Origin of the sequence: Novosphingobium aromaticivorans DSM 12444 (assembly GCF_000013325.1) — a bacterium.
GTDB lineage: Bacteria > Pseudomonadota > Alphaproteobacteria > Sphingomonadales > Sphingomonadaceae > Novosphingobium > Novosphingobium aromaticivorans.
The window spans coordinates 719,405-741,943 of sequence record NC_007794.1 but is presented as its reverse complement, the minus strand read 5'-3'; the positions used below and the strand labels follow the sequence as shown (position 1 = coordinate 741,943).

The 22,539-nt window shown below is 65.5% G+C and carries 21 protein-coding genes, 1 pseudogene and 1 riboswitch; of the genes and pseudogenes, 5 read left to right on the top strand and 17 right to left on the bottom strand.

All coding sequences use genetic code 11. The annotated features are described in order from the left end of the window. Positions 1 to 44: 44 nt before the first annotated feature. The gene (locus tag SARO_RS21650; protein ID WP_324608755.1) at positions 45 to 548 is read right to left on the bottom strand and encodes a hypothetical protein; all 504 of its coding nucleotides are present in this window, start codon (positions 546 to 548) and stop codon (positions 45 to 47) included. A gap of 285 nt (positions 549 to 833) precedes the next feature. Further along, a pseudogene (locus SARO_RS21645) lies at positions 834 to 929 on the bottom strand (MJ0042-type zinc finger domain-containing protein); the annotation flags it as partial. 148 nt (positions 930 to 1,077) lie between these two features. Between SARO_RS21645 and ftsE the strand changes: the two are divergent. Genes ftsE through SARO_RS03480 form a run of 5 tightly spaced genes read left to right on the top strand, consistent with a single transcriptional unit; the run spans position 1,078 to position 5,293 of the window. Further along, positions 1,078 to 1,842 (top strand): cell division ATP-binding protein FtsE, encoded by a 765-nt coding sequence (gene ftsE / locus SARO_RS03500; RefSeq protein ID WP_011444362.1) that lies wholly within the window; start codon positions 1,078 to 1,080, stop codon positions 1,840 to 1,842. Next, a complete protein-coding gene (locus tag SARO_RS03495) occupies positions 1,839 to 2,774 on the top strand; it encodes a cell division protein FtsX (protein ID WP_011444361.1) in 936 nt (311 codons plus the stop codon). Before ftsE ends, SARO_RS03495 begins: the two co-directional genes overlap by 4 nt. Beyond that, a complete protein-coding gene (locus SARO_RS03490; protein ID WP_011444360.1) occupies positions 2,771 to 3,319 on the top strand; it encodes a YdcF family protein in 549 nt (182 codons plus the stop codon). The genes SARO_RS03495 and SARO_RS03490 overlap by 4 nt, the downstream gene beginning before the upstream one ends. Next, positions 3,301 to 4,017, top strand: coding sequence for a lysophospholipid acyltransferase family protein (locus SARO_RS03485; protein WP_234007404.1), 717 nt, complete (start codon positions 3,301 to 3,303; stop codon positions 4,015 to 4,017). Before SARO_RS03490 ends, SARO_RS03485 begins: the two co-directional genes overlap by 19 nt. After that, positions 4,001 to 5,293 (top strand): NRAMP family divalent metal transporter, encoded by a 1,293-nt coding sequence (locus SARO_RS03480; protein WP_011444358.1) that lies wholly within the window; start codon positions 4,001 to 4,003, stop codon positions 5,291 to 5,293. Before SARO_RS03485 ends, SARO_RS03480 begins: the two co-directional genes overlap by 17 nt. On the opposite strand, the gene SARO_RS03475 is transcribed toward SARO_RS03480, so the two are convergent. The 15 genes from SARO_RS03475 to SARO_RS03405 all read right to left on the bottom strand — a co-directional run bounded on the left by SARO_RS03475 (position 5,290) and on the right by SARO_RS03405 (position 22,494). Then, a complete protein-coding gene (locus tag SARO_RS03475) occupies positions 5,290 to 6,243 on the bottom strand; it encodes a prephenate/arogenate dehydrogenase family protein (protein ID WP_011444357.1) in 954 nt (317 codons plus the stop codon). The two genes, SARO_RS03480 and SARO_RS03475, sit on opposite strands and share 4 nt — an antisense overlap. Beyond that, positions 6,240 to 7,358 carry a pyridoxal phosphate-dependent aminotransferase gene (locus tag SARO_RS03470; protein ID WP_011444356.1) on the bottom strand — a complete coding sequence of 373 codons (1,119 nt, stop codon included), beginning with the start codon at positions 7,356 to 7,358 and terminating at the stop codon, positions 6,240 to 6,242. The genes SARO_RS03475 and SARO_RS03470 overlap by 4 nt, the downstream gene beginning before the upstream one ends. Before the next feature lie 181 nt (positions 7,359 to 7,539). Continuing rightward, the gene (locus SARO_RS03465; RefSeq protein WP_041550071.1) at positions 7,540 to 8,859 is read right to left on the bottom strand and encodes an ammonium transporter; all 1,320 of its coding nucleotides are present in this window, start codon (positions 8,857 to 8,859) and stop codon (positions 7,540 to 7,542) included. Positions 8,860 to 8,894: 35 nt separating this feature from the next. After that, on the bottom strand, positions 8,895 to 9,233 hold the full coding sequence (locus SARO_RS03460; RefSeq protein WP_011444354.1) for a P-II family nitrogen regulator: 339 nt from the start codon (positions 9,231 to 9,233) through the stop codon (positions 8,895 to 8,897). Between the two features lie 175 nt (positions 9,234 to 9,408). Next, the gene (locus SARO_RS03455) at positions 9,409 to 10,146 is read right to left on the bottom strand and encodes an endonuclease/exonuclease/phosphatase family protein (RefSeq protein WP_011444353.1); all 738 of its coding nucleotides are present in this window, start codon (positions 10,144 to 10,146) and stop codon (positions 9,409 to 9,411) included. An 8-nt stretch (positions 10,147 to 10,154) separates the two neighbouring features. Beyond that, positions 10,155 to 11,027, bottom strand: a complete 873-nt coding sequence (locus SARO_RS03450; protein ID WP_011444352.1) for an alpha/beta fold hydrolase — start codon at positions 11,025 to 11,027, stop codon at positions 10,155 to 10,157. Positions 11,028 to 11,087: 60 nt separating this feature from the next. After that, positions 11,088 to 12,611 (bottom strand): peptide chain release factor 3, encoded by a 1,524-nt coding sequence (locus tag SARO_RS03445; protein ID WP_011444351.1) that lies wholly within the window; start codon positions 12,609 to 12,611, stop codon positions 11,088 to 11,090. Between the two features lie 76 nt (positions 12,612 to 12,687). Then, positions 12,688 to 15,078, bottom strand: coding sequence for a phenylalanine--tRNA ligase subunit beta (gene pheT, locus SARO_RS03440; RefSeq protein ID WP_011444350.1), 2,391 nt, complete (start codon positions 15,076 to 15,078; stop codon positions 12,688 to 12,690). Next, a complete protein-coding gene (gene pheS / locus SARO_RS03435) occupies positions 15,075 to 16,175 on the bottom strand; it encodes a phenylalanine--tRNA ligase subunit alpha (RefSeq protein WP_011444349.1) in 1,101 nt (366 codons plus the stop codon). Before pheS ends, pheT begins: the two co-directional genes overlap by 4 nt. Before the next feature lie 45 nt (positions 16,176 to 16,220). Continuing rightward, positions 16,221 to 16,904: a helix-turn-helix domain-containing protein gene (locus SARO_RS03430; RefSeq protein ID WP_143004764.1), complete on the bottom strand. Its 684-nt coding sequence runs from the start codon at positions 16,902 to 16,904 to the stop codon at positions 16,221 to 16,223. Between the two features lie 333 nt (positions 16,905 to 17,237). Continuing rightward, positions 17,238 to 17,600, bottom strand: a complete 363-nt coding sequence (gene rplT / locus SARO_RS03425; protein WP_011444347.1) for a 50S ribosomal protein L20 — start codon at positions 17,598 to 17,600, stop codon at positions 17,238 to 17,240. Between the two features lie 13 nt (positions 17,601 to 17,613). After that, on the bottom strand, positions 17,614 to 17,817 hold the full coding sequence (gene rpmI, locus SARO_RS03420) for a 50S ribosomal protein L35 (protein WP_011444346.1): 204 nt from the start codon (positions 17,815 to 17,817) through the stop codon (positions 17,614 to 17,616). A 181-nt stretch (positions 17,818 to 17,998) separates the two neighbouring features. Beyond that, a complete protein-coding gene (metA, locus tag SARO_RS03415) occupies positions 17,999 to 18,904 on the bottom strand; it encodes a homoserine O-succinyltransferase (protein WP_011444345.1) in 906 nt (301 codons plus the stop codon). Between the two features lie 45 nt (positions 18,905 to 18,949). Next, positions 18,950 to 19,083: riboswitch (SAM-I-IV-variant riboswitch) on the bottom strand. A gap of 51 nt (positions 19,084 to 19,134) precedes the next feature. Further along, positions 19,135 to 19,695 (bottom strand): YqgE/AlgH family protein, encoded by a 561-nt coding sequence (locus SARO_RS03410; protein ID WP_011444344.1) that lies wholly within the window; start codon positions 19,693 to 19,695, stop codon positions 19,135 to 19,137. Positions 19,696 to 19,752: 57 nt separating this feature from the next. Beyond that, positions 19,753 to 22,494, bottom strand: coding sequence for a [protein-PII] uridylyltransferase (locus SARO_RS03405; RefSeq protein ID WP_041550067.1), 2,742 nt, complete (start codon positions 22,492 to 22,494; stop codon positions 19,753 to 19,755). Positions 22,495 to 22,539: the final 45 nt, after the last annotated feature.

The following is a 22,539-nucleotide window of genomic DNA, read 5'->3' as shown; positions in this document are numbered from 1 at the left end:
CAAGGATCGAGACTTTTTTCTCGATGCCTTGAAAGTTTACGGGATCAATCCGGCTTCCAGCCGATCTCCGCAACCTTCGCCGACCTAGGGACGTCGGTCACAGCAGCGTTGATCGTCACGCTCTCGCCCGGGGCCAGTTCGTCCTGCGGCGGCGGCACTTCCCAGGTCTTCACCACCTTGTCGCGCGAATCGCGCAGCACGATCAGGATCGCAGGCAACGCGCGCACGGCCTTGCCGGTATTGGTGACCATGCCGCTGGCGCCGAAATACTCGGTGCCATTGGGCAACTGGCGACGATCCTGCTTCTCGGGCGGGAACGACAGCTCCAGATCCGGGCGATCCGCCCCGAAGGTCTGGCCGGCACCGGGCAACCATTGGGGCAGGCCGAAGTACCATGCCGCACCGCCGAGCCCGGCAAGCGTCAGCGCGAAAGCCACGGCGGCGATCGTCCACATCTTCGTCGGATTGCGGCGCGGCCGGAAAGGCGGCTGATGATCGAAGGGCGACGCATCCTCGACCGGTGCGACAGGCGCCGCAGTGCGCCGCATTGCGTGCGGCAGCGGTGGAGGGGTCGGCGGTTCCTGTTCGGCCGCCTGAGCGGCTGCAGCATAGGCAGGCGCGCCTTCCGCCTCGGTCGCGACCGCCCGGATGGGAGCGGCAGGTTCCGGCTCCCTTGGGGACGGGGACGAGGCCGGTGCCGGGGCAGGCTCCGCCACCGCTGCCTGAACCGTTTGCGCCCCACTATCGGCAGGCTGCGCAGCCGGCGGCACATCTGCAAGCGGAGCAGCTTCGGCTCGCGGAGGCAGTTCAGGTCCGTTCTGAAACCACGAATGGCGGCACCGCGCGCACCGCACGGTCCTGCCGTCCACGCCGATCGCACTGTCGGGAACGACATAGCGCGTCGAGCAGGCTGGGCACGCAATGATCATGCTTCGGGTTAAGCATGGCCGTGCCTGTCGAAACAATAGGCCGTGTATGGAAGAAACGCTCCAACGGCCTTTTTTCCACATGGATTGCGGCCTATAGCCCTTTGTGCGTAACAAACCGTGCGTAGCAATCGGGTACAGTCTCCTCCTCATGAGCCAGCAAGACGACGCGGAGATTGTCCATTTCGACAACGTCGGCCTGCGCTACGGCACGGGGAAGGAAGTGCTGACAGATGTCGGGTTCACGCTTTACCCCGGCCGCTTCTACTTTCTCACGGGTGCCTCGGGCGCCGGCAAGACCAGCCTGCTGAAGCTGCTTTACCTCGCACAGCGCCCCTCGCGGGGGCTGATCCGCATGTTCGGCACCGATGCGATCACCCTGCCGCGCGAACGCCTGCCCGGCTTCCGCCGAAGGCTGGGCGTGGTGTTCCAGGATTTCCGCCTCGTCCCGCACCTCTCCGCGTTCGACAACGTGGCGCTGCCACTTCGCGTTGCCGGGGTCGCGGAAAGGGACATCGTCCGGCCAGTGACGGACATGCTCGACTGGGTCGGCCTGGGCGACCGCAGCCATGCACGCCCTGCAACCCTTTCCGGCGGGGAACAGCAGCGCGTCGCCATCGCCCGCGCGGTAATCGGCCGGCCCGATCTGCTTGTGGCCGACGAGCCCACCGGCAACGTCGATCCGGAGATGGCGGTCAAGCTGCTGCGCCTGTTCGAAGCGCTGAACCGGCTTGGCACGACGGTGGTGGTCGCCACCCACGACGTGCACCTTATCCAGAAGGTGCCGGAATCGCTGATCATGCGGCTCGACAAGGGACGCCTGTTCGACCCGACCGGCGCGCTGCGCTATCCGCCCCGGCGCAGCGCCGCCTCGCCCCGCCCGGAAATGGCGCAGCCCGGTGTTCTGGGCGCATGAGCGGTCTTCCCGCAATTGTGGACGGCCTGCGCGGCGATTGGCGCGACCGGGCAAGCGCGGAAAACCGCCTCCTTCCGCAAAGCCGGATTTCCGGCCCGATGCCGTGGGTCATCGGCATAATGATCGGCCTCACCGTGGTCGCCACCGCAAGCGGCCTCGCTCTGCGGAACACGGCGCGTGCAGCCAGTGCCGACGTCTCGGGTGGGGTCACTGTACAGATCGTTCACGGCGCCCCGGCAGAGCGCGACCGCCAGGCTCGCGCTGCGTTGGGCGTGCTGGGAAAGACACCCGGCGTCGGCTCTGTCCGCCTCGTCCCGCAGCAGGAACTGGATGCACTGGTCGAGCCCTGGCTCGGAACCAGGGCCGGCGACGATGTCAACGACCTGCCCGTCCCCGCGCTCATCGACCTGCGACTTGAAGGCAATGCCGATCCGGCGCGCGTCGAAGCCCTGCGCGCGCGCCTTCGCCCGGTTGCCCCCGCCGCCAGGGTGGATGCGCAGGCAAGCTGGCTGGCCCCCGTGTTCGAAGCCATCGCCGCCCTGCAATGGCTGGCGGGAGGGCTTATCGCACTGCTCGCATTCGCGACCATCGCCACCGTGCTGCTCGCCTCGCGCAATGCCCTTGGAAACCACCGCAGCACGATCGAGATCGTCCACATGCTTGGCGCAACGGATGCCCAGATCGCCCGCATCTTCCAGCGGTCGATGGCCGTGGATGCGGCTGCGGGCGGCATCGGCGGGTTGCTGCTCGGCGTCGCGGTCACCGGGCTGCTGGGAAGCCAGTTCGCCGCCCTTGGTTCCGGCATGATGACTGCGGGCGGCCTCGGGGCACTCGACTGGCTGACGATCTGCTGCATCCCGGTCGGCGGCGTCCTGCTTGCGGTGCTTACTGCGCGCCTGTCCGTGCTCGGCGCGCTAAGGCGCATGTTATGACCCGGCACGGCATCTTCCGGCGACTCCTGTCGCTGCTTATGATCGCCTGGGCGCTCGGCTTCATCTGGTTCGCCGTGTTCCTTCCGCGCCCTGCGGCGGAACCCGCGCGCACCGACGGGATCGTCGTCCTCACCGGAGGCAGCGGCCGCATCCCCCATGCTCTGCGACTGCTTCAAACCGGCGCTGGCCGCAAGCTGCTCGTCTCGGGCGTCGATCGGGAAGTCCGGCCGCGCGAATTCGCGGTCGAGTACGACGTGCCCTCAAGGCTCATGACCTGCTGCATCGTGCTGGGCTACGATGCGGTCGATACCCGGTCCAACGCGGTGGAATCCGCAAGGTGGATGCAGACGAACCGCATTCGCTCGGTCCGTCTGGTCACCACCGACTGGCACATGCGCCGGGCGGCGTTCGACCTCGCCCAGGAAGCGCCGAAGGATCTCGTCATCGTCGAGGACGCGGTGGTATCCCGCCCCAGTTTCCGCATCCTCTTCATCGAATACAACAAGCTGGTCGCTCGGCTCGCGGCATGGCTGATCGGATGGTGACGGTCTTGCGGTTCATGATCTCGGCCTTGCGCAGTCTAGCTTTCTACGTCGCCTTCTATGTCGGCTCGGTGCTGTTCGTGCTGGGTTCGATCCTGTCCATGCGCGTTTCGCGTCCGACGTTCCGGGTGGTCGTCAGCGGCTGGAGTGGGTGGCATCGCCTGTGTTGTCGCTATCTGCTGGGCATTCGTGTGAACCTGGAAAATCCGGTCTTCAAGCCGAACGTCCTCTACGCGATCCGGCACGAATCGTTCTTCGAAGCGATCGACCTTCCGTGGCTTTTCCAGCTACCCGTCGTCTTCGCCAAGGCAGAGCTTCTGCGCATTCCGGGTTGGGGGGCCGCCGGGCGCAACTACGGCCTCATCGGGGTCGAGCGCGAGGCCGGGGCAAAGGCCCTGCGGATCATGCTGACCGAAGCGCGCCGCCTCATCGCCGAGGGCCGCCCGCTCGTCATCTTCCCCGAAGGCACCCGCGTTCCGCATGGCGAGCGGCGCAAGTTGCAGGCCGGATTTGCCGGGATCTACAAGCTGCTCGGCCTGCCTGTGATCCCCGTGGCGGTCGACAGCGGGCCGCTGTACCACCGTCGCTGGAAGCTGTCCGGGACCATCCGCTATCGCTTTGGCGAGGAGATCCCCCCCGGTCTTCCGCGTGACGAGGTGGAGACCCGCGTCGAGGCGGCGATCAATGCCCTCAACCGATAACCTTTTGCCCGACGGGGAACAGGAGCAGGACAACGAACCACGGTCGGCTCTATCCGTTCTCGGCCCGGGCCTTGTCACGGGTGCGGCGGACGACGATCCCTCGGGCATCGGCACATACAGCCAGGTCGGCGCGCAGTTCGGCTATACCTTGTCCTGGGCGCTCCTGTTCAGCCTGCCGCTCATGGCCGCGATCCAGGAAATCTGCGCCCGCGTGGGCGCCAGCACCGGCGTCGGCATCGCGCAGAATCTCAAGGAGCACTACCCGCCCGCGCTGCTGCGCTTCATGGTCATCCTGCTTCTCGTCGCAAACATCTTCAACCTCGGCGCGGATCTCGGCGCGATGGGCGCCGCGCTTGCCCTGATCCTGCCGGGTCCGGTCCTGCCCGCGACGATCGCGTTCGGCGTGGCCAGCATCCTGCTGGAAGTCTTCGTTTCCTACGAACGCTATGCCTCGGTCCTAAAGTGGACCACGCTCTCGCTGTTCTCCTACTTCGCGGTGGTGATCCTGGCGGAAGTCGACTGGCGGTCCGCGATCATCGGCACGATGGCCCCAAGTTTCCACGTCAACAAGGACAACGTCATGGCGCTTGTCGCCGTGCTGGGCACGACGATCAGTCCCTACCTGTTCTTCTGGCAAGCCGGGCAGGAAGTGGAGGAGCAGCATCGCCGCCACGTCAAGCCGCTCATGATCTCGCCCCGGACCGCCGGCGCGGAACTGCGACGCATCCGCACCGACACGCTGGTCGGCATGACCTTCTCCAACCTCACCGCCATCATGATCGTCATCGCGACGGCGGCAACGCTCCACCAGGCAGGGATCACCCAGATCGACAGCGCTGTTCAGGCCGCAGCCGCCTTGCGCCCGCTTGCCGGGGAACTGGCCTTCGCCCTCTTCGCGCTCGGCATCGTAAGTACCGGACTGCTCGCAGTACCCATTCTCGCCGGCTCGGCTGCCTATGCCGTCGCCGAGACATTCGGCTGGAACGAGGGGCTGAACCGCCGCCCGCAGGAGGCCAAGGCCTTCTACGCAGTCATAGCGCTGGCCACCCTGGCGGGCGTCGCCATGAACTTCCTCGACATCAATCCGATGCGCGCGCTCTACTGGTCGGCGGTCGTCAACGGGCTGCTGGCCCCGCCGCTGATGATCGTGACCATGCTGATCGCATCGAACCGCAAGATCATGGGCGACCTCACGATTTCCGGCGGCCTCGCTTTTGGCGGCTGGGCGTCGACGGCCGTGATGACCTTCGTCGCCCTGCTGTTCATCGCTGTCTAGGCAGGTTCCCCGCCGCCGCTTCCCTGGCCGTCTCCATTATGGTCGCTGCGGCCGAAGTCGGGCCGCGCATCGTCCTGGCCCATCTCGATGATGCCACGGCGGATCGCACGGGTGCGGGTGAAGTGATCGAACAGGAACGCACCATCGCCCTTGCGGATGGCCTTCTGCAGTTCGGTCAGGTCCTCGGTGAAGCGCTGGAGCATCTCCAGCACCGCTTCGCGGTTCGTCAGGAACACGTCGCGCCACATCGTCGGGTCCGAAGCGGCGATGCGGGTGAAGTCGCGGAAGCCGCCGGCCGAGTACTTGATGACCTCGCTCTGGGTCACCTGCTCGAGGTCCGAGGCCGTGCCGACGATGGTATAGGCAATAAGGTGCGGCAGGTGACTGGTGACCGCAAGGACCTTGTCGTGATGGTCCGCGTCCATCGTCTCGACCCGCGCGCCGAGCGCTTCCCAGAAAGCCACAAGCCGCGCCAACAGCACAGGGTCGGCGTCTGCGGGCGGAGTGATGATGCACCAGCGGTTGCGGAACAGCGCGGCAAAGCCGGCCTCCGGCCCGCTCCGCTCGGTCCCCGCGACGGGGTGGGCGGGAATCACGTGATGTCCCGGCAGCGCCTGAGCCAGCGCGGCGGCGACAGTCGCCTTCGAAGAGCCCACGTCGCTCACCAGCGCTTCGACCGACAGGCCGGGCGCTATCGCGGCCGCGGCAGCGCCCATCGCGCCCACCGGCACGCAGAAGATCACGAGGTCGGATCCGATCGCCGCTTCGCCCGCTTCGTCGGCAATGCGGTGGGCAAGACCCAGCCCGCGCGCGGCCTCGCGCACGTCGGGATCGGCGTCATAGCCAACTACCGTCGTGCCTGGCAGGTAAGCCTGCACCGCATGTCCGATCGACCCGCCAAGCAGGCCCAGGCCCACGATGGTAACCTGTCCGAACGAAGCGCCCGTCACCGTGCAGCCTCGCACATCCGGCGGATGGCATCGGCGATCTCGTCCATCTGCGCCTCGGTGCCTATGGTGATGCGCAGCGCCTGGGGCAGGCCCTGCCCCGGCAGCCAGCGGGTGATGTAGCCGTAGTCCATGAGGCCGAGGTAAACGTCTTCGGCAGTCACCTTGCCCTCGAACAGGATCAGCACGAAGTTCGCCTGGCTGGGCAACGGGCGGACGCCGTGATTGCCGAGGGCTTCGAGCTTGCCGACGAACCGCGTGCGCTGATGTGCGTTGTGGCGGCGCGAGGCTTCAACAAAGGCCTGATCGCGAACAGCGGCAAGGCCTGCAGCCTGTCCGGTCAGCGAGATGTTGAAAGGACCGCGAATCCGATTGAGCATATCGACAATGGCCGGATGGCCGGTGCCCCAGCCAATACGCTCCCCGGCAAGGCCGTATATCTTTGAAAACGTGCGCGTGACCAGAACGTTGCAGGCGGTGACCGCCAGGTCGAGGGCGCCATCATCGTTCGCCGGATCAAGGTACTCGGCGTAGGCACCGTCGAGTACCAGCAGGATGTCGGAGCGCAGACCCGCGTGGAGCCGCGCAACCTCTTCGCGGGGCAACCAGCTTCCAGTCGGGTTGTTCGGATTGGCAAGGAAGACGACGCGCGTACGCTCGGTCACGCAGGCGAGCAGCGCATCGACATCGGTGCCGTAATCGGCGTCGGGCGCAACGACAGGCACTGCCCCGCAGCGGCGCGCGGCGATGTCGTAGACCGAGAAGCCGTAGCGCACGTAGAGCACTTCATCGCCGGGGCCGGCATAGGCCTGCGCGGCCAGGTTGAGCAGTTCGTCAGAACCGGTGCCCATGACGATCCGGGATGGATCGATGCCGTGGACTTCGCCGATGGCGGCGCGAAGATCCTTGCTGTCAGGATCAGGATAGCGCGCCGGATCGCCCGCATGTGCCCGCGCTTCGAGCGCGGCGGCGCTTGTCCCGAGCGGATTTTCGTTCGCCGACAGCTTGGTCAGCACCTGCCCGTCCTTGCCGGTCGACTTGCCGGGGACATAGGCGTGAATGCCGAGGATCCAGTCCTTGGGCTGAGGAGATGCCGGGAGTTGCGGAGCGTTTGCCATGGCCCGCGCCTTAGAGTTTGTGGGGGTTCCCGGCAAGGCAATGGCACCGGCCTCACCAAAAAAGGGCCGGAAGCGGGCTAGCGCTTCCGGCCTTCAGTCTGTTCGCAGGAGGAACAAGGCTTGGCGGGGTGGGAGATGAGAGGGAGAGGATCTGTCTCCCCCACCCCGCCAATTCGGTTAATCAGTAGTTGTAGGCGCGCTCGCCATGCTCACCGAGGTCGAGGCCTTCGCGTTCGACTTCTTCGGTGACCCGCAGGCCGGTCAGAGCCTTGGCGACGTACATGGCGACGACCGTGCCAATCGCGGCCCAGACGATGGTGGTGCCGACCGCCATGATCTGGACGACGAGCTTGGCGCCCATGTCGTAGTCGGCGGCGCCCGGACCACCCAGCGAGGGCGCATAGACGACTGCGGTACCGACCGCGCCGATCATGCCGCCGACGCCATGGATGCCGAAAGCATCGAGAGCGTCGTCATAGCCAAGCTTGGGCTTCACCACGGTGACCATGTAGAAGCAGACGACCGAGGCGAGGCCACCGAGAACGATCGCGCCGAAAGGACCAGAGTTGCCGGCGGCAGGCGTCACGGCGACGAGGCCGGCGATGATGCCCGAGCAGAAGCCGAGTGCCGAACCCTTGTGGCCCGAAAGACGCTCGGCAAGCATCCAGAACAGACCGGCCGAAGCGGTGGCGACGAAAGTGTTGATCATGGCAAGCGCAGCCGAGCCGTTTGCTTCAAGCGCCGAACCGGCGTTGAAGCCGAACCAACCCACCCACAGCAGGCCGGTGCCGATGCCGGTCATGGTCAGCGAGTGAGGCGCCATGATGTCCTTCTGGAAACCGATGCGCTTGCCGAGGATAAGGCAGGCCACCAGTGCCGAGACGCCAGCGTTGATGTGAACGACCGTACCGCCGGCGAAATCCAGAGCGCCCATGTCGAAGAACAGGCCGCCCGCCGCCCAGACCATGTGTGCGATCGGGAAGTAGACGATGGTCAGCCACACGGCCGCGAACGCCATCACCGCCGAAAACTTCATGCGTTCGACGACCGAGCCGAGAACCAGCGCGATTGTGATCGCCGCAAACGTCATCTGGAAGCAGATGAACACGTATTCCGGGATTTCGACACCCGCAGTGAAGGTCGCGGCCTGGCTTGCCGGGGTAACGCCCGCAAGGAACCACTTGCCCCAACTGATGAAGGCGTTGCCTTCGGGGCCGAATGCAAGGCCATAGCCGTACATGACCCACAGCAGCATCGCGAAGCACGCGACGGCGCCGATCTGGGTCATCGTGGAGAGCATGTTCTTGGTCCGGGTCAGGCCGCCGTAGAACAGCGCCAGGCCCGGCAGGATCATCATCAGCACGAGAATTGTCGAAGTCAGCATCCAGGCGGTATCGCCCTTGTCGACAGTGGCCGCTGCGGCCTCCTGCGCGTGAGCAGCCGTGGCAGCGAAGAGCGAAGCGCCCGTTCCCGCCAAGCCACCGATCATCTTGCGGATCATGTTGGTTCCCCTAAGGTCGGAAATGGAAGGCACGCTCAAAGCGCGGTGTCCCCGGTTTCGCCGGTGCGGATACGGGTCGCGGACGCGAGATCGAGGACGAACACCTTGCCGTCGCCAATCGCCTCGGTGCTGGCGGCCTGCTGGATCGTCTCGACGATCTGCGGCGCGAGATCGTCGCTGGCGGCGATCTCGATCTTCACCTTCGGCAGCATGTTGGTCGAATATTCGGCGCCTCGGTAGATCTCGGTCTGGCCTTTCTGCCGACCGAAGCCCTTCACCTCCGACACCGTCATCCCAGCAACGCCCAGACCCGACAGCGCTTCACGCACTTCGTCGAGCTTGAACGGCTTGATGATGGCGATGATGAATTTCATTCATGCCCCCTTTCATGGCCCTTCGCGCCGGGCGACCTGCCGGCAGGATCATTTAAGCAAGGGGTGTGCCAAATCCGAAAATCGCTGAGAAACAGTCATGCGGGGGAACGATTTTCCCTGTCGGCGGCGTTTGGGCCGCTCGAATCTTGTGCAGGCCCTATTTGCTGCCTAAATTTTAAGCAGGGCAGTCTGCTTCGTTTCCGGGCAGCCGGAGTTCAGCCCAGACGGGCAGATGATCCGAGCCGACTGCCGCCAGCGGGCTGTGGTGGACGCCCGCCGCGTCGACATGCAGCCCGTCGCTGACGACGATCCGGTCCAGTTGCGCCACTGGCCGTCGCGAGGGAAAGCTGCGGCCCGGCGCGAGGACTCGCAGGTGATCGGCGAAAGCCGAAAGCGCGCCGCCAGATGGCGACCATTCGTTGAAATCGCCCATGAGTACTGCATGACCGCGCTCGGGATGGTCCTCGATATGGCCGCAGATCGTTTCTATCTGCTGGCGGCGACGCAGGCCCGAAAGGTCGAGGTGCATGCCGAGTACCCGCACGACATGGCCGGCAAGACGAAGGCTGGCACAGACCGCCCCGCGCGGCTCAAGCGTGGGCAGCGGCACGGCGCAGGCATCGATGACTTCGATGTCTCGCCGGACGAGCAGGGCATTGCCGTGCCAGCCCATGCTGCTGCTGGTACGGGCGCGATCGTAGTGACCGGGTTCGACGACCCGCCAGGGGCTGTGGTCATCGAGCATGGCGCGGGGGATCACCGCCTCGCGCAGGCCGAAGCGGCGGTCGGCTTCCTGAAGCGCGATGACGTCGGCGTCGATCTCGCGCAGGACAGTCAGGATGCGGTCCGGATCGCGGCGGCGGTCAAGCCCGACGCCCTTGTGGATGTTGTAGCTGGCGACCTTCAGTTTCACGCCGACACTCAGAGGAAATCCCTGAGCGTGGCGATGAACCGGTCGAACTGGTCATGGTGGAGCCAGTGGCCGGCATTCTCGAATTCGACCACTTGGGCATTGCGGAAATGTTGCGCCATGCCGTTCCTGTCCGGATTTCCGGCCCACGAATCCGCGCCGTTCAGCAGCAGCGTCGGGCAGGTGATCGCGCCCCACAGTTCGTTGCGCTGGTCGGTGCTGATGTCATAGGGCGCGCCATCGACATTGAGATGCGGGTCGAACTTCCAACTGAAGGTGCCGTCCTCGTTGCGGTTGATGCCATGGAGCGTCAGGTGCCGGGCCTGGGCGTCGGTCAGGTAGGGGTTTTCACCCTTCATGCGCGCGTAAGCGTCTTCCAGCGTCGCGTAGCGGCGGGGCAGGCGACCGGCGGCCTTGCGCTTCTCGACGATGAATTCGCGCACGCGGCGAGCGAAGGGCACGTCCTTCATCAGAGCCTCGCGCTCGGGCGTGGGGAACAGGCCCTCGATCGCCACGATCTTGCGCACGTTCTCGGGGAACAGGCCGGCATAGCGCAGGCTGGTGTTGGCGCCCCACGAGTGCGAGACGATCGTCACCGGTGCCAGGTCTAGCTGGTGGATAAGCTGGGCCACGTCATAGACGAGGTCCATCGTGCGGTAGTTGCCGTCCTGGGTCCACTGGCTATCGCCATGACCGCGATGGTCGAGCGCGATGATGTGCCAGTCCTCGCGCAGCGCCTCTGCCGTCCAGTCCCACGAACGGCAATGGTCGCGCCCGCCATGCACCAGCAGGAGCGGCGGCTTGTCGGCATTGCCCCAGTCCACGTAGTGGAGGCGCAAGCGCTGGGAGATGAAGGTGTTCGAGGTCGGACCGAGTAACTGCATGGGAGGCTAACTGCGCCCTTCGCCCTGCGGTTTCAACCCCCCGGGCCGACTAAGGCGGAACTACCTTTCCTTGGTCGCAGAGAAGGTGAGTTCGGGGTTGCGTTCCTGCTGGTAGCCCACGTCCCAGGCCGAGCGAGCCATGAACACCGGGTCGCCGTCGCGATCCTTGGCAAGGTTCGACACGTTGAAATCGGCAAAGGACTTGAGCGCAGCTTCGCTCCCCTTGAGCCAGCGCGCAGTGTCGAATGGCGAGGGTTCCAGCACGGCCTCGACCTTGTATTCCGCCTCAAGACGCGAGACGAGCACGTCGAGCTGGAGCTGGCCGACCACGCCCACGATCCACTGGCTGCCGATCTCCGGATAGAACACCTGGATGACCCCTTCCTCGGACAGGTCGTCGAGCGCCTTCCTTAGCTGCTTGGTCTTGGTCGGATCCTTGAGCACCACGCGGCGCAGGATTTCCGGCGCAAAGTTGGGCAGGCCCGTGAAGCGCAGGTCGTTCTTTTCCGACAGGGTATCGCCCACGCGCAGGGTGCCGTGGTTCGGAATGCCGATGATGTCGCCGGCCTCGGCAGTATCGGCGATCTCGCGGTCCTGCGCGAAGAACAGGATCGGCGAATGGATCGCGATCGGCTTGCCCAGCCCCGAAGGCGTAAGCTTCATGCCGCGCCGGAACGTGCCCGAGACCATGCGCATGAAGGCAATGCGGTCGCGGTGCTGGGGGTCCATGTTGGCCTGGACCTTGAAGATGAACCCCGTGACGTCGGGCCGTTCCGGGTCGACCGTGCCAATGTCGGACGATTGCGGGCGCGGCGGCGGTGCGTACTTGGCAATGGCATCGATCAGCTCGGCCACGCCGAAATTCTTGAGCGCGGAGCCGAAGTAGACCGGCGTCAGGTCGCCGTGGCGATAGGCTTCGAGATCGAATTCGGGATAGCCGGCGCGGGCAAGCTCGATTTCCTCGGCGACGTCATCAGGGATGTCGATTGCCGGTTCGCGCTTGCCGAGAAACTCGCGGCTGTCGCCTTCGGGACGGGCGATGGTCTCGTCCGCGAAGTTCATCACGCCCTGGAAGACGCCGCCCATGCCGATGGGCCAGGACATCGGAACGACATCGAGCGCGAGCGCGTCGGCCACCTCGTCCAGCGTTTCGAACACCGAACGCCCCTCGCGGTCGACCTTGTTGACGAAAGTGATGATCGGAACCGACCGCATGCGGCAGACCTCGAACAGCTTGCGCGTCTGCGGCTCGATACCCTTGGCCGCGTCGATCACCATGATGGCGGAGTCGACGGCGGTCAGCGTGCGGTAGGTGTCTTCCGAAAAGTCTTCGTGGCCCGGGGTATCGAGCAGGTTGAAGACGATGCCGTCCTTCTGGAAGGTCATCACCGAGGAAGTGACGGAGATGCCGCGCTGCTGCTCGATCTTCATCCAGTCGGAACGGGCGCGACGGGCCGCACCGCGCGCCTTGACCTCGCCGGCCAGATGGATCGCGCCGCCCTGAAGCAGCAGCTTTTCGGTAAGCGTGGTCTTACCGGCGTCAGGGTGCGAGATGATGGCGAAGGTGCGGCGGTTGGAAGTCATCGGGTACTCGGTTCAGACAAGGAGCGCAGGCTGGCGGCCACGGTGGCCGTCGCCGGGAAGGCGGCTCTGCGCCGAGCTATCGGCGCAGTTCCGCTCCCAGTTTGCCCGCAGCAGCGACGACCTTGTCGGCAATCGCCTTGAGCGCGGCTTCGTCGAAGGACTTGTCCACCGGTTGCAAGGTTACTTCGATGGCGAGGCTCTTTTGACCTTCCGCAACACCCTGGCCCCGGAAGTCGTCGAACACACGCGCGGCGACGATGGCCTGCTTGTCCGCACCCTTCACCGCACGCAGCAGATCGCCGGCCGGGACTGAGGCATCCACGAGGAATGCGAAGTCACGGGTGACGGCCTGGAGCGCGGGCGGGGCATAGTGCGGGCGGGCGAACTGGCCCGCCCCCTTCTTCGCCGGAATCCGGTCGAGGAAGAGTTCTACCACCGCGACCGGACCATCGAGGTCGAAGGCCCGGGCCGTGGCCGGATGAAGCATGCCGAAGCGCGCCAGAACCTGCTTGGGGCCGAGGCGCAGCGTGGCCGACTGGCCGGGATGGAACTGCGGTCCCGCCTCGCCCATGACCTGGAGGTTGTCGACCGGCGCGCCCGCTTCGGCGAGCAAAGCCAGCGCTTCTGCCTTGGCGTCGAAGGCGTCGAAGGGCTGCGCCTTGCCCGAGGCCCAACCCCGGGCGATGCGATCGCCAGCGAGGACGACGGCAAGGCTCAACTTCTCGTCACTCGCCCCACCCGCACCGCGCAGGTAGCGACGGCCGATCTCGAACAGGCGGATCGAGGTCGCGCCGCGGTGAAGGTTGCGCTGGGCGGCCGACAACAGGCCGGGCAGGAGCGAAGGCCGCATGACCTTGAGGTCTTCGGAGATCGGGTTTGCCAGAGACCACAACGCTTCGCCGTCGGCGAACCGCGCGGCTTCGGCCTCAGGCAGGAAGGACCAGGTGACGGCTTCGTGCAGCCCGCGCGAGGCAGCCGCACGGCGGACGCGGCGTTCGAGCATCTGCGCCGGCGTCGCCGTCGGCTTGGCCACGCCATCGGCCCGGGGTAGCGGGGTCGAGGGCACAGCATCGAGCCCATGGACGCGGATCACTTCCTCGACGATGTCAGGCGGGCCGGCGACGTCGGGACGCCACGTCGGGACCGCGACGGTCCAGTCATCGGCCACGTCGAAGCCGAGCGCGCCGAGAATCCGCTTCTGTTCGGCAGCGGCGACATCGATGCCGCCGAGATTGCCGGCAAGATCGGGATCGTAGGCCAAGGCCTTGCGTGCCAGCGGCGGTTCGCCCGCGCGGACGACCTCGCTGGCCTCGCCACCGCAGATCTCGAGAATCAGGCTGGTGAGCAGATCGAGGCCCGTGTCCAGAAACGCCGGGTCGACACCGCGCTCGAACCGCCCGCGCGCGTCGGACGTGAGCGCGAGCGCCTGTCCGGTGCGGGCGATATTGGCGGGGGTGAAATAGGCAACTTCGAGCAGGACGTCAGTCGTCTCATCTGAACAGCCCGAATGCTCGCCGCCCATGATCCCGGCGATGTCGTGCACGCCGGCATCGTCGGCGATGACCGTCATCCACGGCTGAAGCCCGTATTCCTTGCCGTTGAGGGCAAGGCAGGTTTCGCCTTCGCGCGCCTTGCGGGCAACCACCGCACCCGAAAGCTTCGCCACGTCATAGGCGTGGGCCGGGCGGCCATAGCCGAGCATGACGTAGTTGGTGATGTCGACCAATGCCGAGATCGGACGCTGTCCGGCGCTCTTCAGGTAGTCCTGGAGCCACTTCGGGCTCGGACCGTTGCGGACGCCGCGAATGACCCGGCCGTAGAACGCGGGGCAGCCTTCGGGATCGTCGGTGCGCACTTCGACCGGGCACGGGAAGCTGCCCGCGACAGACTGGGCGGCGATGGGCTTGAGCACGCCGAGGCCAGCTGCAGCAAGATCGCGGGCGATGCCGTACACGCCCATGCAGTCCGGGCGGTTGGGCGTGATCGCCACGTCGAACACCGGGTCCGACCCGAGATAGTCAGCGAAGGTCGTGCCAAGCGGAGCGTCGCCGGGCAGTTCGATGATGCCATCATGCTCTTCGCCAAGGCCCAGCTCGCGCGTCGAGCACATCATGCCGTTGGATTCGACGCCGCGGATCGCGGACTTGCGCAGTTCCATGCCGTTGGCGGGCACCACCGCCCCGGGCAGGCCCAGCACGCCGACTAAGCCAGCCCGCGCATTTGGCGCGCCGCACACCACCTGGAGGGGATTGCCATCCCCCAGATCAACGGAAAGAACCTGCAGCTTGTCGGCCTGCGGGTGTTTTTCCGCCGTCAACACGCGGGCGACACGGAAGCTCTTGAGCGCGGCCGAAGCGTCTTCGACGCTTTCGATCTCCAGACCCAGCGAGGTCAGCTTTTCCGCGATCAGCTTCGCATCGGCCTTGGTATCGAGGACCGACTTCAACCACGAGAACGAGAACTTCACGAGCGTACTCCAACACCGCCGGAAAGGGTCGGCACGTCGAGTGCGCCGAAACCGTAGTGGCCGAGCCACCGCGCATCGCCATCGAAGAAGGCGCGAAGGTCGTCCATGCCGTACTTGAGCATGGCAAGGCGATCGACACCGGTGCCGAAAGCGAAGCCCTGCCATTCATCGGGATCGAGGCCGCCGAATTCGATGACCTTGCGGTTGACCATGCCGGAGCCCAGAACTTCCATCCAGCCGCCGTTGTCCGCATCGCCACTGCCGCCGACGACTCGCTTTCCGTTCACCAGTGTGTAGCCGACGTCGACTTCGACCGATGGTTCGGTGAAGGGGAAGTAGCTGGGTCGCAGGCGCAGGACGATGTCGTCACGTTCGAAGAAGGCCTTGAGGAAGGTCTCCAGCGTCCACTTGAGGTGACCGAGGTGAATGCCCTTGTCGATGACGAGACCTTCGATCTGGTGGAACATCGGCGTGTGCGTCGCGTCGGAATCCGAGCGGTAGACACGGCCGGGCGCAATGATGCGCAAGGGCGCGCCCGCTTTCAGCATCGAGCGGATCTGCACCGGCGAGGTGTGCGTGCGCAACAGCATCGAGCGGCCTTCCGCGTCCTTGTCGGGGAAGTAGAAGGTATCGTGCATCGCCCGCGCCGGGTGGGTTTCCGGCATGTTGAGCGCGGTGAAGTTGTGCCAGTCGTCCTCGATCTCCGGCCCGCTGGCCACGGCGAAGCCCATGTCCGCGAAGATCTCGGCCAGCTCGTCCATGACCTGCGACACGGGGTGGACCGACCCTTTCGCCAGGTCGGGCGCGGGGAGCGAGAGGTCCACCGTTTCGGCAGCGAGGCGCGCTTCGAGCGCTGCCCCTTCGAGCGCAGACTTGCGTTCGGCCAAGGCTGTTGTCACGGCCTCACGCGCGGCGTGGATTTTCGGGCCTTCGCTCTGGCGCTGTTCCGGGGTCATTCCGCCCAGCGACTTGAGCAGGGCGCTGACCCACCCCTGCTTGCCGAGCGCCGAGACGCGGATCGCCTCCACTGCTTCGGGCGTGGCCGCTTGCGCGATGGCCGAAAGCGTTTCGGCCTGCTGTTGATCGAGCTGTTCCATGCGCGCAGCCGCTAGCCGCAAACGCGAGAGAATCAAAGTGTGGACTTATCCGCGCCCCGGCGCATGGAGCGCCTGGACCGCCGCGCCGACGAACGCCTGCCGCGCGCGCATGACTTCCTGCAACACCGGCTTGGGCTGGCCGGCATATTCGCGCGGGCTCATACCCATGAAGCGATGGAAGTCGCGCACGAATTGGGCCTGGTCATGGTAATGGCTGTCGATCGCGCCGATCCAGCGCAGCGACGGGTCCATCATGTACTGGACGAGGCTGCGCATGAAGCGCTGGCGGCGCAGCAACAGGCGCGGCGTGAAGCCGAAGTTGCGGCGGCAGATCCGCTCCAGCGTGTGCGCTGGCAAGCGCGCGGCCTCGGCCATTTCACTCACGGTCGATACTTCCGCATCCACCAGCGCCGCGTGGCAGGCGAGGATGCGCGGGTCGTCGTCGAGGAGATTATCGAGCGCGCGCTCGAAAAACGCGGTGATGCGATCCAATTCCCCTGCTTCGTCGGGATTGCCTGCAAAGACGCCTCGCCCAAGCTTACGGAAAGACGACAGGAAAGGTTCCGCCTCCACATCGTACACGCGGTCGGCATGAAGGTGGGCGTCAGCCTGGACGAAGCGCGCCCAGCCGAGCGGCAGGAGGCCGACGCCCCAAATCCGGGTCGTGCCGACGGTAAAGCGCAAGGTCGTGCTGGTGGGGCCGGTCGCGATTGTCGAAACGCCGCTCATTGGCGGAGCGCCGGGCAGCTCTGATTCGGGAAGGTCGCCCTGGCAGAAGCGCAGGTTTGCCCATTCTGGATGAAGATGGTCGGTAACGCGACCACCACCCGGGACATCGAGCTCGGTAAGATAGAACGTAGTGAAATAGCGGGCGAGCCGCGGCGGCGGCTGATGAAAACGGACCCGGACTGAACAGTCCTCGATCAATGTGCGCCCCGCTTCTTATAAATCATGCCTGCTTGGGATTTATACTGCTCCCCGCTTGCACGCGACGCAACCGAAAAGGGCGGGTTCTCGAAAGAACCCGCCCTCTTATTTCGTGCCGGCGATGCGGCAGCCGGTTCAGGCAGCCGGAAGAGCTGCCTTGGCCTGCGCGATCACCGCATTGAAGATCGCACCCTCGTTCATCGCCAGGTCAGCCATCGCCTTGCGGTCGAGTTCGATACCGGCGAGCTTGGCGCCATGGATGAACTGCGAGTAGGTAAGGCCTTCGGCGCGGACAGCGGCGTTGATGCGCTGAATCCACAGGGCGCGGAAGCTGCGCTTCTTAACCTTGCGGTCACGATAGGCATACTGGCCGGCCTTTTCGACGGCCTGGCGGGCGACGCGGATGGTGTTCTTGCGACGGCCACGGTAGCCCTTCGCCTGATCCAGAATCCGCTTGTGCTTTGCACGGGTGGTAACACCACGCTTGATACGGCTCATAAGTCAGCGCTCCTCAGTTCAGCCCGTAGGGCGCCCACTTCTTGATCACCTTCGCATCGGCGTCGGAGATCACTTCAGTGCCGCGGTTCTGGCGGATGTACTTGGCGTTATGGCTGATCAGGCGGTGGCGCTTGCCGGCAACGCCGTGCTTCACCTTGCCGGAAGCCGTGAGCTTGAAGCGCTTCTTCACGCCGCTCTTGGTCTTGAGCTTGGGCATTTTCGTCTCCTGTGTTTCGACGCGTCCGATCTGCCTTGGCAGCCCTTGTGGCCAGGCCGATCATCGAATCCGTGTCGGTTGAAGGTGGGGCCGTTAGGCGAAGCGGCGCGGAAAGGCAAGGGAAGAGAGTCCTTGTCGGAGGTGTCGCTCCGGCCCGGCCCCTTATGTTCCCCCCGTTCGGTTACCTTCCAATGTCTGCGAGATCGTATGGCGTCGTCTGATACGTCTCGTTGATCCAGTTGCCGTACAGCAGGTGCCCGTGGCCACGCCACGTGTTGGCAGGCATCGCCTGCGGGTCATCGCCGGGGAAATAGTTGCGCGGAAGATACTTGCCTTCATCCCGCGCATATTCGCCTGCAAGGGTGAGCGTGTCGTACTCGAGATGGTTGAACATATGCAGCGTGCGCATGGCCGGATCGTCAATCAGGCACAGCCCGGTCTCGGCGCTGTCGGCCAGCACCGACAAGCCCCGCCCTTCGGGCAGGTCCTCGCGGCGGACCTCGCTCCAGCGCGAGACGGGCACGTCGAACACGTCGGGCAAACCCCGCATCCACGGGCTCGCGGGGGCATGATTGACATGACGGAACACGCCGGACGCCTTGGTCGGCAGGCCGTGCTTTTCGATGCCATGGAAGTGATAGAGCGCAGCCATGGCGCCCCAGCAGACCGACAGAGTGCGGTGAACGTTGCTCTGCGACCAGTCGAAAATGCGCCGCAACTCGTCCCAGTAGCTCACTTCCTCGTATGGGATCGTCTCGACCGGCGCGCCGGTGACGATCAGGCCGTCATACTTCTCGGCGCGGACGTCATCCCACGGACGGTAGAAGGCCGAGATGTGCCCCGCCGAGGTGTTCTTGCTGACGTGGTCGGAAATGCGGACCAGTTCGAGATCCACCTGCAGCGGCGTCGCGCCGAGAAGACGGGCGATCTGCGTTTCGGTGGTGATCTTGTCGGGCATCAGGTTGAGAAGGGCGATGCGCATCGGCCGGATGTCCTGGCGTGCGGCCTCGGTCTCGCTCATCACGATCACGCCCTCGGCTTCCAGCGTGCGGCGGGCGGGGAGATTGTCGGCAATCCTGATCGGCACTTCTGCGTCTTCCTGCAATCTGGTGGGGAAGACGCTGCAAGGTGTCCGTGTCCGTTTGGTTGCCGGATCGGCCACATCCCCTTTCGCAATTCGGCCGGGGCCGCCTTGCGGATCGGGTACCACCTTGCCCGGAACGGCAGGTTGGCGTTGGAGCGTCACCCCAACTCTCGATGTTGGGGGTTATGTAGAGGGCTTTGAGCGGCCTTGCAACTGCGGGCCTTCCCTGTTCCTCAGGCGCTACCCGTCTGGCCGACGAGGTGGGCGGGGTCGATGCCCTCACGCTTCCATGCCTGGGTCCAGCGGCGACCTGTGGGTGTCTCGAACAGGATTTCCGGACGGCCCTGCGCCGCATACCAGCCGTGGCGGCGCATCTCGCCCTCGAGCTGGCCGCCGCCCCATCCGGCATAGCCGAGCGCGATGACGAAGCGGCTCGGCCCCCGGCCTTCGGCTATCGCGCGAAGGATGTCGAGCGATGCAGACAGGCAGCACAGCCCATTGACGGTAACGCTGCCCTCGCCGCCCCAGTCGTCGGAATGGAGAACGAAGCCACGTGCGGTCTCGACCGGGCCTCCGTTGAGGACGGGCATGTCGGGGGCAAGGCCGGGGTCGATCCCGACATCCTCGAGGAGGCCGTGCAGCGTGATGCCTTCGCGGACGTGGCCGACGCCGATACCCAGCGCGCCATGTTCGTCGTGTACGCACATCGCGATCACGGCGTGGTCGAATCGCGGATCGCCCATTCCGGGCATGGCAAGCAGCAGGCGGCCGCCAAGGTATTCGGCTTCACTCATGCAGCGTGAGATAGGAAGCACGAGGTGGGATTGCGAGATGGCGCAAGGTGTGGACGCTCACGCCGCGTCCTTCACCTTGCGGTCCTCCGCCGCTTCCAGCAACCGCTTCTCGACCGCCTTCATCCGCGCCTCGCTGTCAACCTTCTCGCCCAGCACGTCGGTGACGTAGAAGGTGTCCACCGCGCGTTCGCCATATGTGGCGATGTGGGCGGAATGAACGATCAGGCGGGCCTCGAACAAAGCGCGGGCAAGCCGGTTGAGCAGCGCGGGACGGTCGCGCGCACCGACCTCGATCACGGTGAAGCGGTTCGAGGCCTTGTTGTCGAAGATCACGATCGGCCGCACGTCGAATGCGTCGGCTCGCGGACGGGCAAGCGGCCGCGCGGCGAGCTGCGGCACCAGCTTGACCCGGTTGGCAAGCGCATCGGCGATGGCGTTCTTCAGTCGCTCGATCTGGCTGGCCTCGTTGAGCGGGCGCCCGAGCGGGTCCTGCACCAGGAAATTGTCGACAGCGGTGCCGTTGCGCGCAGTGTGGATGCGCGCATCGATGATGTTGCCGCCCGCAAGGTGGATGCCGCCCGCGATACGATAGAACAGGCCCGGATGGTCCGCGGCGAGGACCGTGACGAGCGTGGCACCGCGCGCGGGATACCAGTGCGCCTCGACCGAGAGCAACTCGCCCAGCGCCTGGTCCATCTGCTGGAGATTGAGCGCGATGATGTCCTCCGGCTCGGCGATCCAGTAGGCGTCGCCAAGCTGGCGACCAACCGTGCCGATGAGGTTGTCGCGCTCCTTGAGGATGGCGCCCACCGCCTTCTTCTTGGCAATGATCCGCTCAGCCCGGCCGTGCTGCTTGTGGCCAAGGCGCAGGACTTCCTCGGCCGAGACGAAGAGATCGCCCAGGAGTTGGCGCTTCCAGGAGTTCCACACCCCGGGCCCCACCGCCCGGATATCCACGATGGTCAGAAGCAGCAGGAGGCGCAGGCGTTCCTGGCTCTGCACAGTGTTCACGAAATCGGCGATGGTCTTGTAGTCGGCAAGATCGCGCTTGAACGCGGTCGCGCTCATCAGCAGGTGCCAGCGCACGAGCCATGCGACCAGTTCGGTCTCCGCCGCCGAGAGGCCGAGCCTCGGGCAGAGCTTCATCGCGACTTCCGCGCCAAGAACTGAATGGTCCCCGCGCCGACCCTTGGCGATGTCGTGGAGCAGCGTGGCCACGTAGAGCACCCGGCGCGAGGCGACCTTGCCCACGACTTCGCTTGCCAGCGGATGGTCGGCCTTGGCTTCGCCCTTCTCGATGCTGGCGAGCAGGCCGATGGCGCGGATCGTGTGTTCGTCCACCGTGTAGTGGTGGTACATGTCAAACTGCATCTGCGCGACGACGCGGCCGAAATCGGGCACGAAGCGGCCAAACACCCCTGCCTCGTTCATCCAGCGCAGGACCGTCTCGGGATCGTTGCGGCTGGTCAGAACATCGAGGAACAGGGCGTTCGCGCGCTGATCCTTGCGCACCGCGGCATCGATCAGGCCAGCATCGCGCCGCGCCAGGCGCATGGCCTCCGGGTGGATCTCGACCTTTTCGCTGGCCGCCACCGCGAAGAGTTCGACGAGGCGCACCGGGTCCTGCTGGAAGGTATCTTCCGCTGGGACGCCGAGCTTCCCGCCTTCGATGAAGAACGGGCCCACTTTCTTGCGACGGCTGCGCAGCGAGGCGAAGAAGCTGCGCTTCTGGCGCGCGAACTGCCCGTCGAGCTGGGCGAGGAAGACGCCGGTAAGCGAACCGACCTGCTTCGCCTGGAGAAAGAAATACTGCATGAACCGCTCGACCGCGCTCTTTCCCGGCCGGTCCGCAAAGTTCATGCGCATCGCGACCTCGCGCTGGAGGTCGAAGGTCAGGCGATCCTCGGCACGGCGAGTGATCGCGTGGAGGTGACAGCGCACCGCCCAGAAGAAATTCTCGGCGCGGCGGAACGCGCGATATTCCTCTGCCGTCAACAGGCCGACGTCGACCAGTTCCGAGGCATCGCGCACCTTGTGAATATATTTGCCGATCCAGTAGAGCGTGTGCAGGTCACGCAACCCGCCCTTGCCCTCCTTGACGTTGGGTTCCACGACATAGCGGCTGTCGCCCAGCCGCTTGTGACGCTCGTTGCGCTCCTGCAGTTTTTCGGCGACGAACTGCTTTTCGGTGCCGTTGACCACTTCGTTCCAGAACCGGGCAGAAGCGGCATCGAACAAGTCGCGGTCACCCCAGACGTAGCGCCCTTCAAGCAGCGCGGTACGGATCGTCAGGTCGCTCTTGGCCATGCGCACGACCTCGTCGAGCGAGCGGCTGGAATGACCGACCTTGAGGCCGAGGTCCCACAGGAAATAGAGAATCGCCTCGATCACCTGTTCGCACCACGAGGTCGGCTTGATCGGCGTGACGAAGGCAATGTCGACGTCGGAATGCGGCGCCATCTCTCCGCGACCGTAGCCGCCCACGGCGATGATCGCGATGCGCTCGCCCGTCGAACGGTTGCTGGCGCGATAGACCTTGCCCACGACATGATCGTGGATCACGCGAACGAGCTGGTCGACGAGGAACGCCTGCCCATGCGCGCATTCGGTGCCGGCCGAAGGGCGCGCCTCGAGCCGGCGGGCAAGTTCCGCGCGCCCTGAATCGAGCGCGCCGCGCAGGAGTTCCACCACCGCCGGACGGGACCTGTCGCCCTGCTCCGCAAAGGCAGCAGAGACGGCGTCGGCAAGGGCGCGCCGGTCGACGATGGCACGCTGGTTGGCGATCCGGGGAAGCATCATGCCTCCCCCTTTAGACCTTGCGATGTTACCGGCCAACAACTGTTG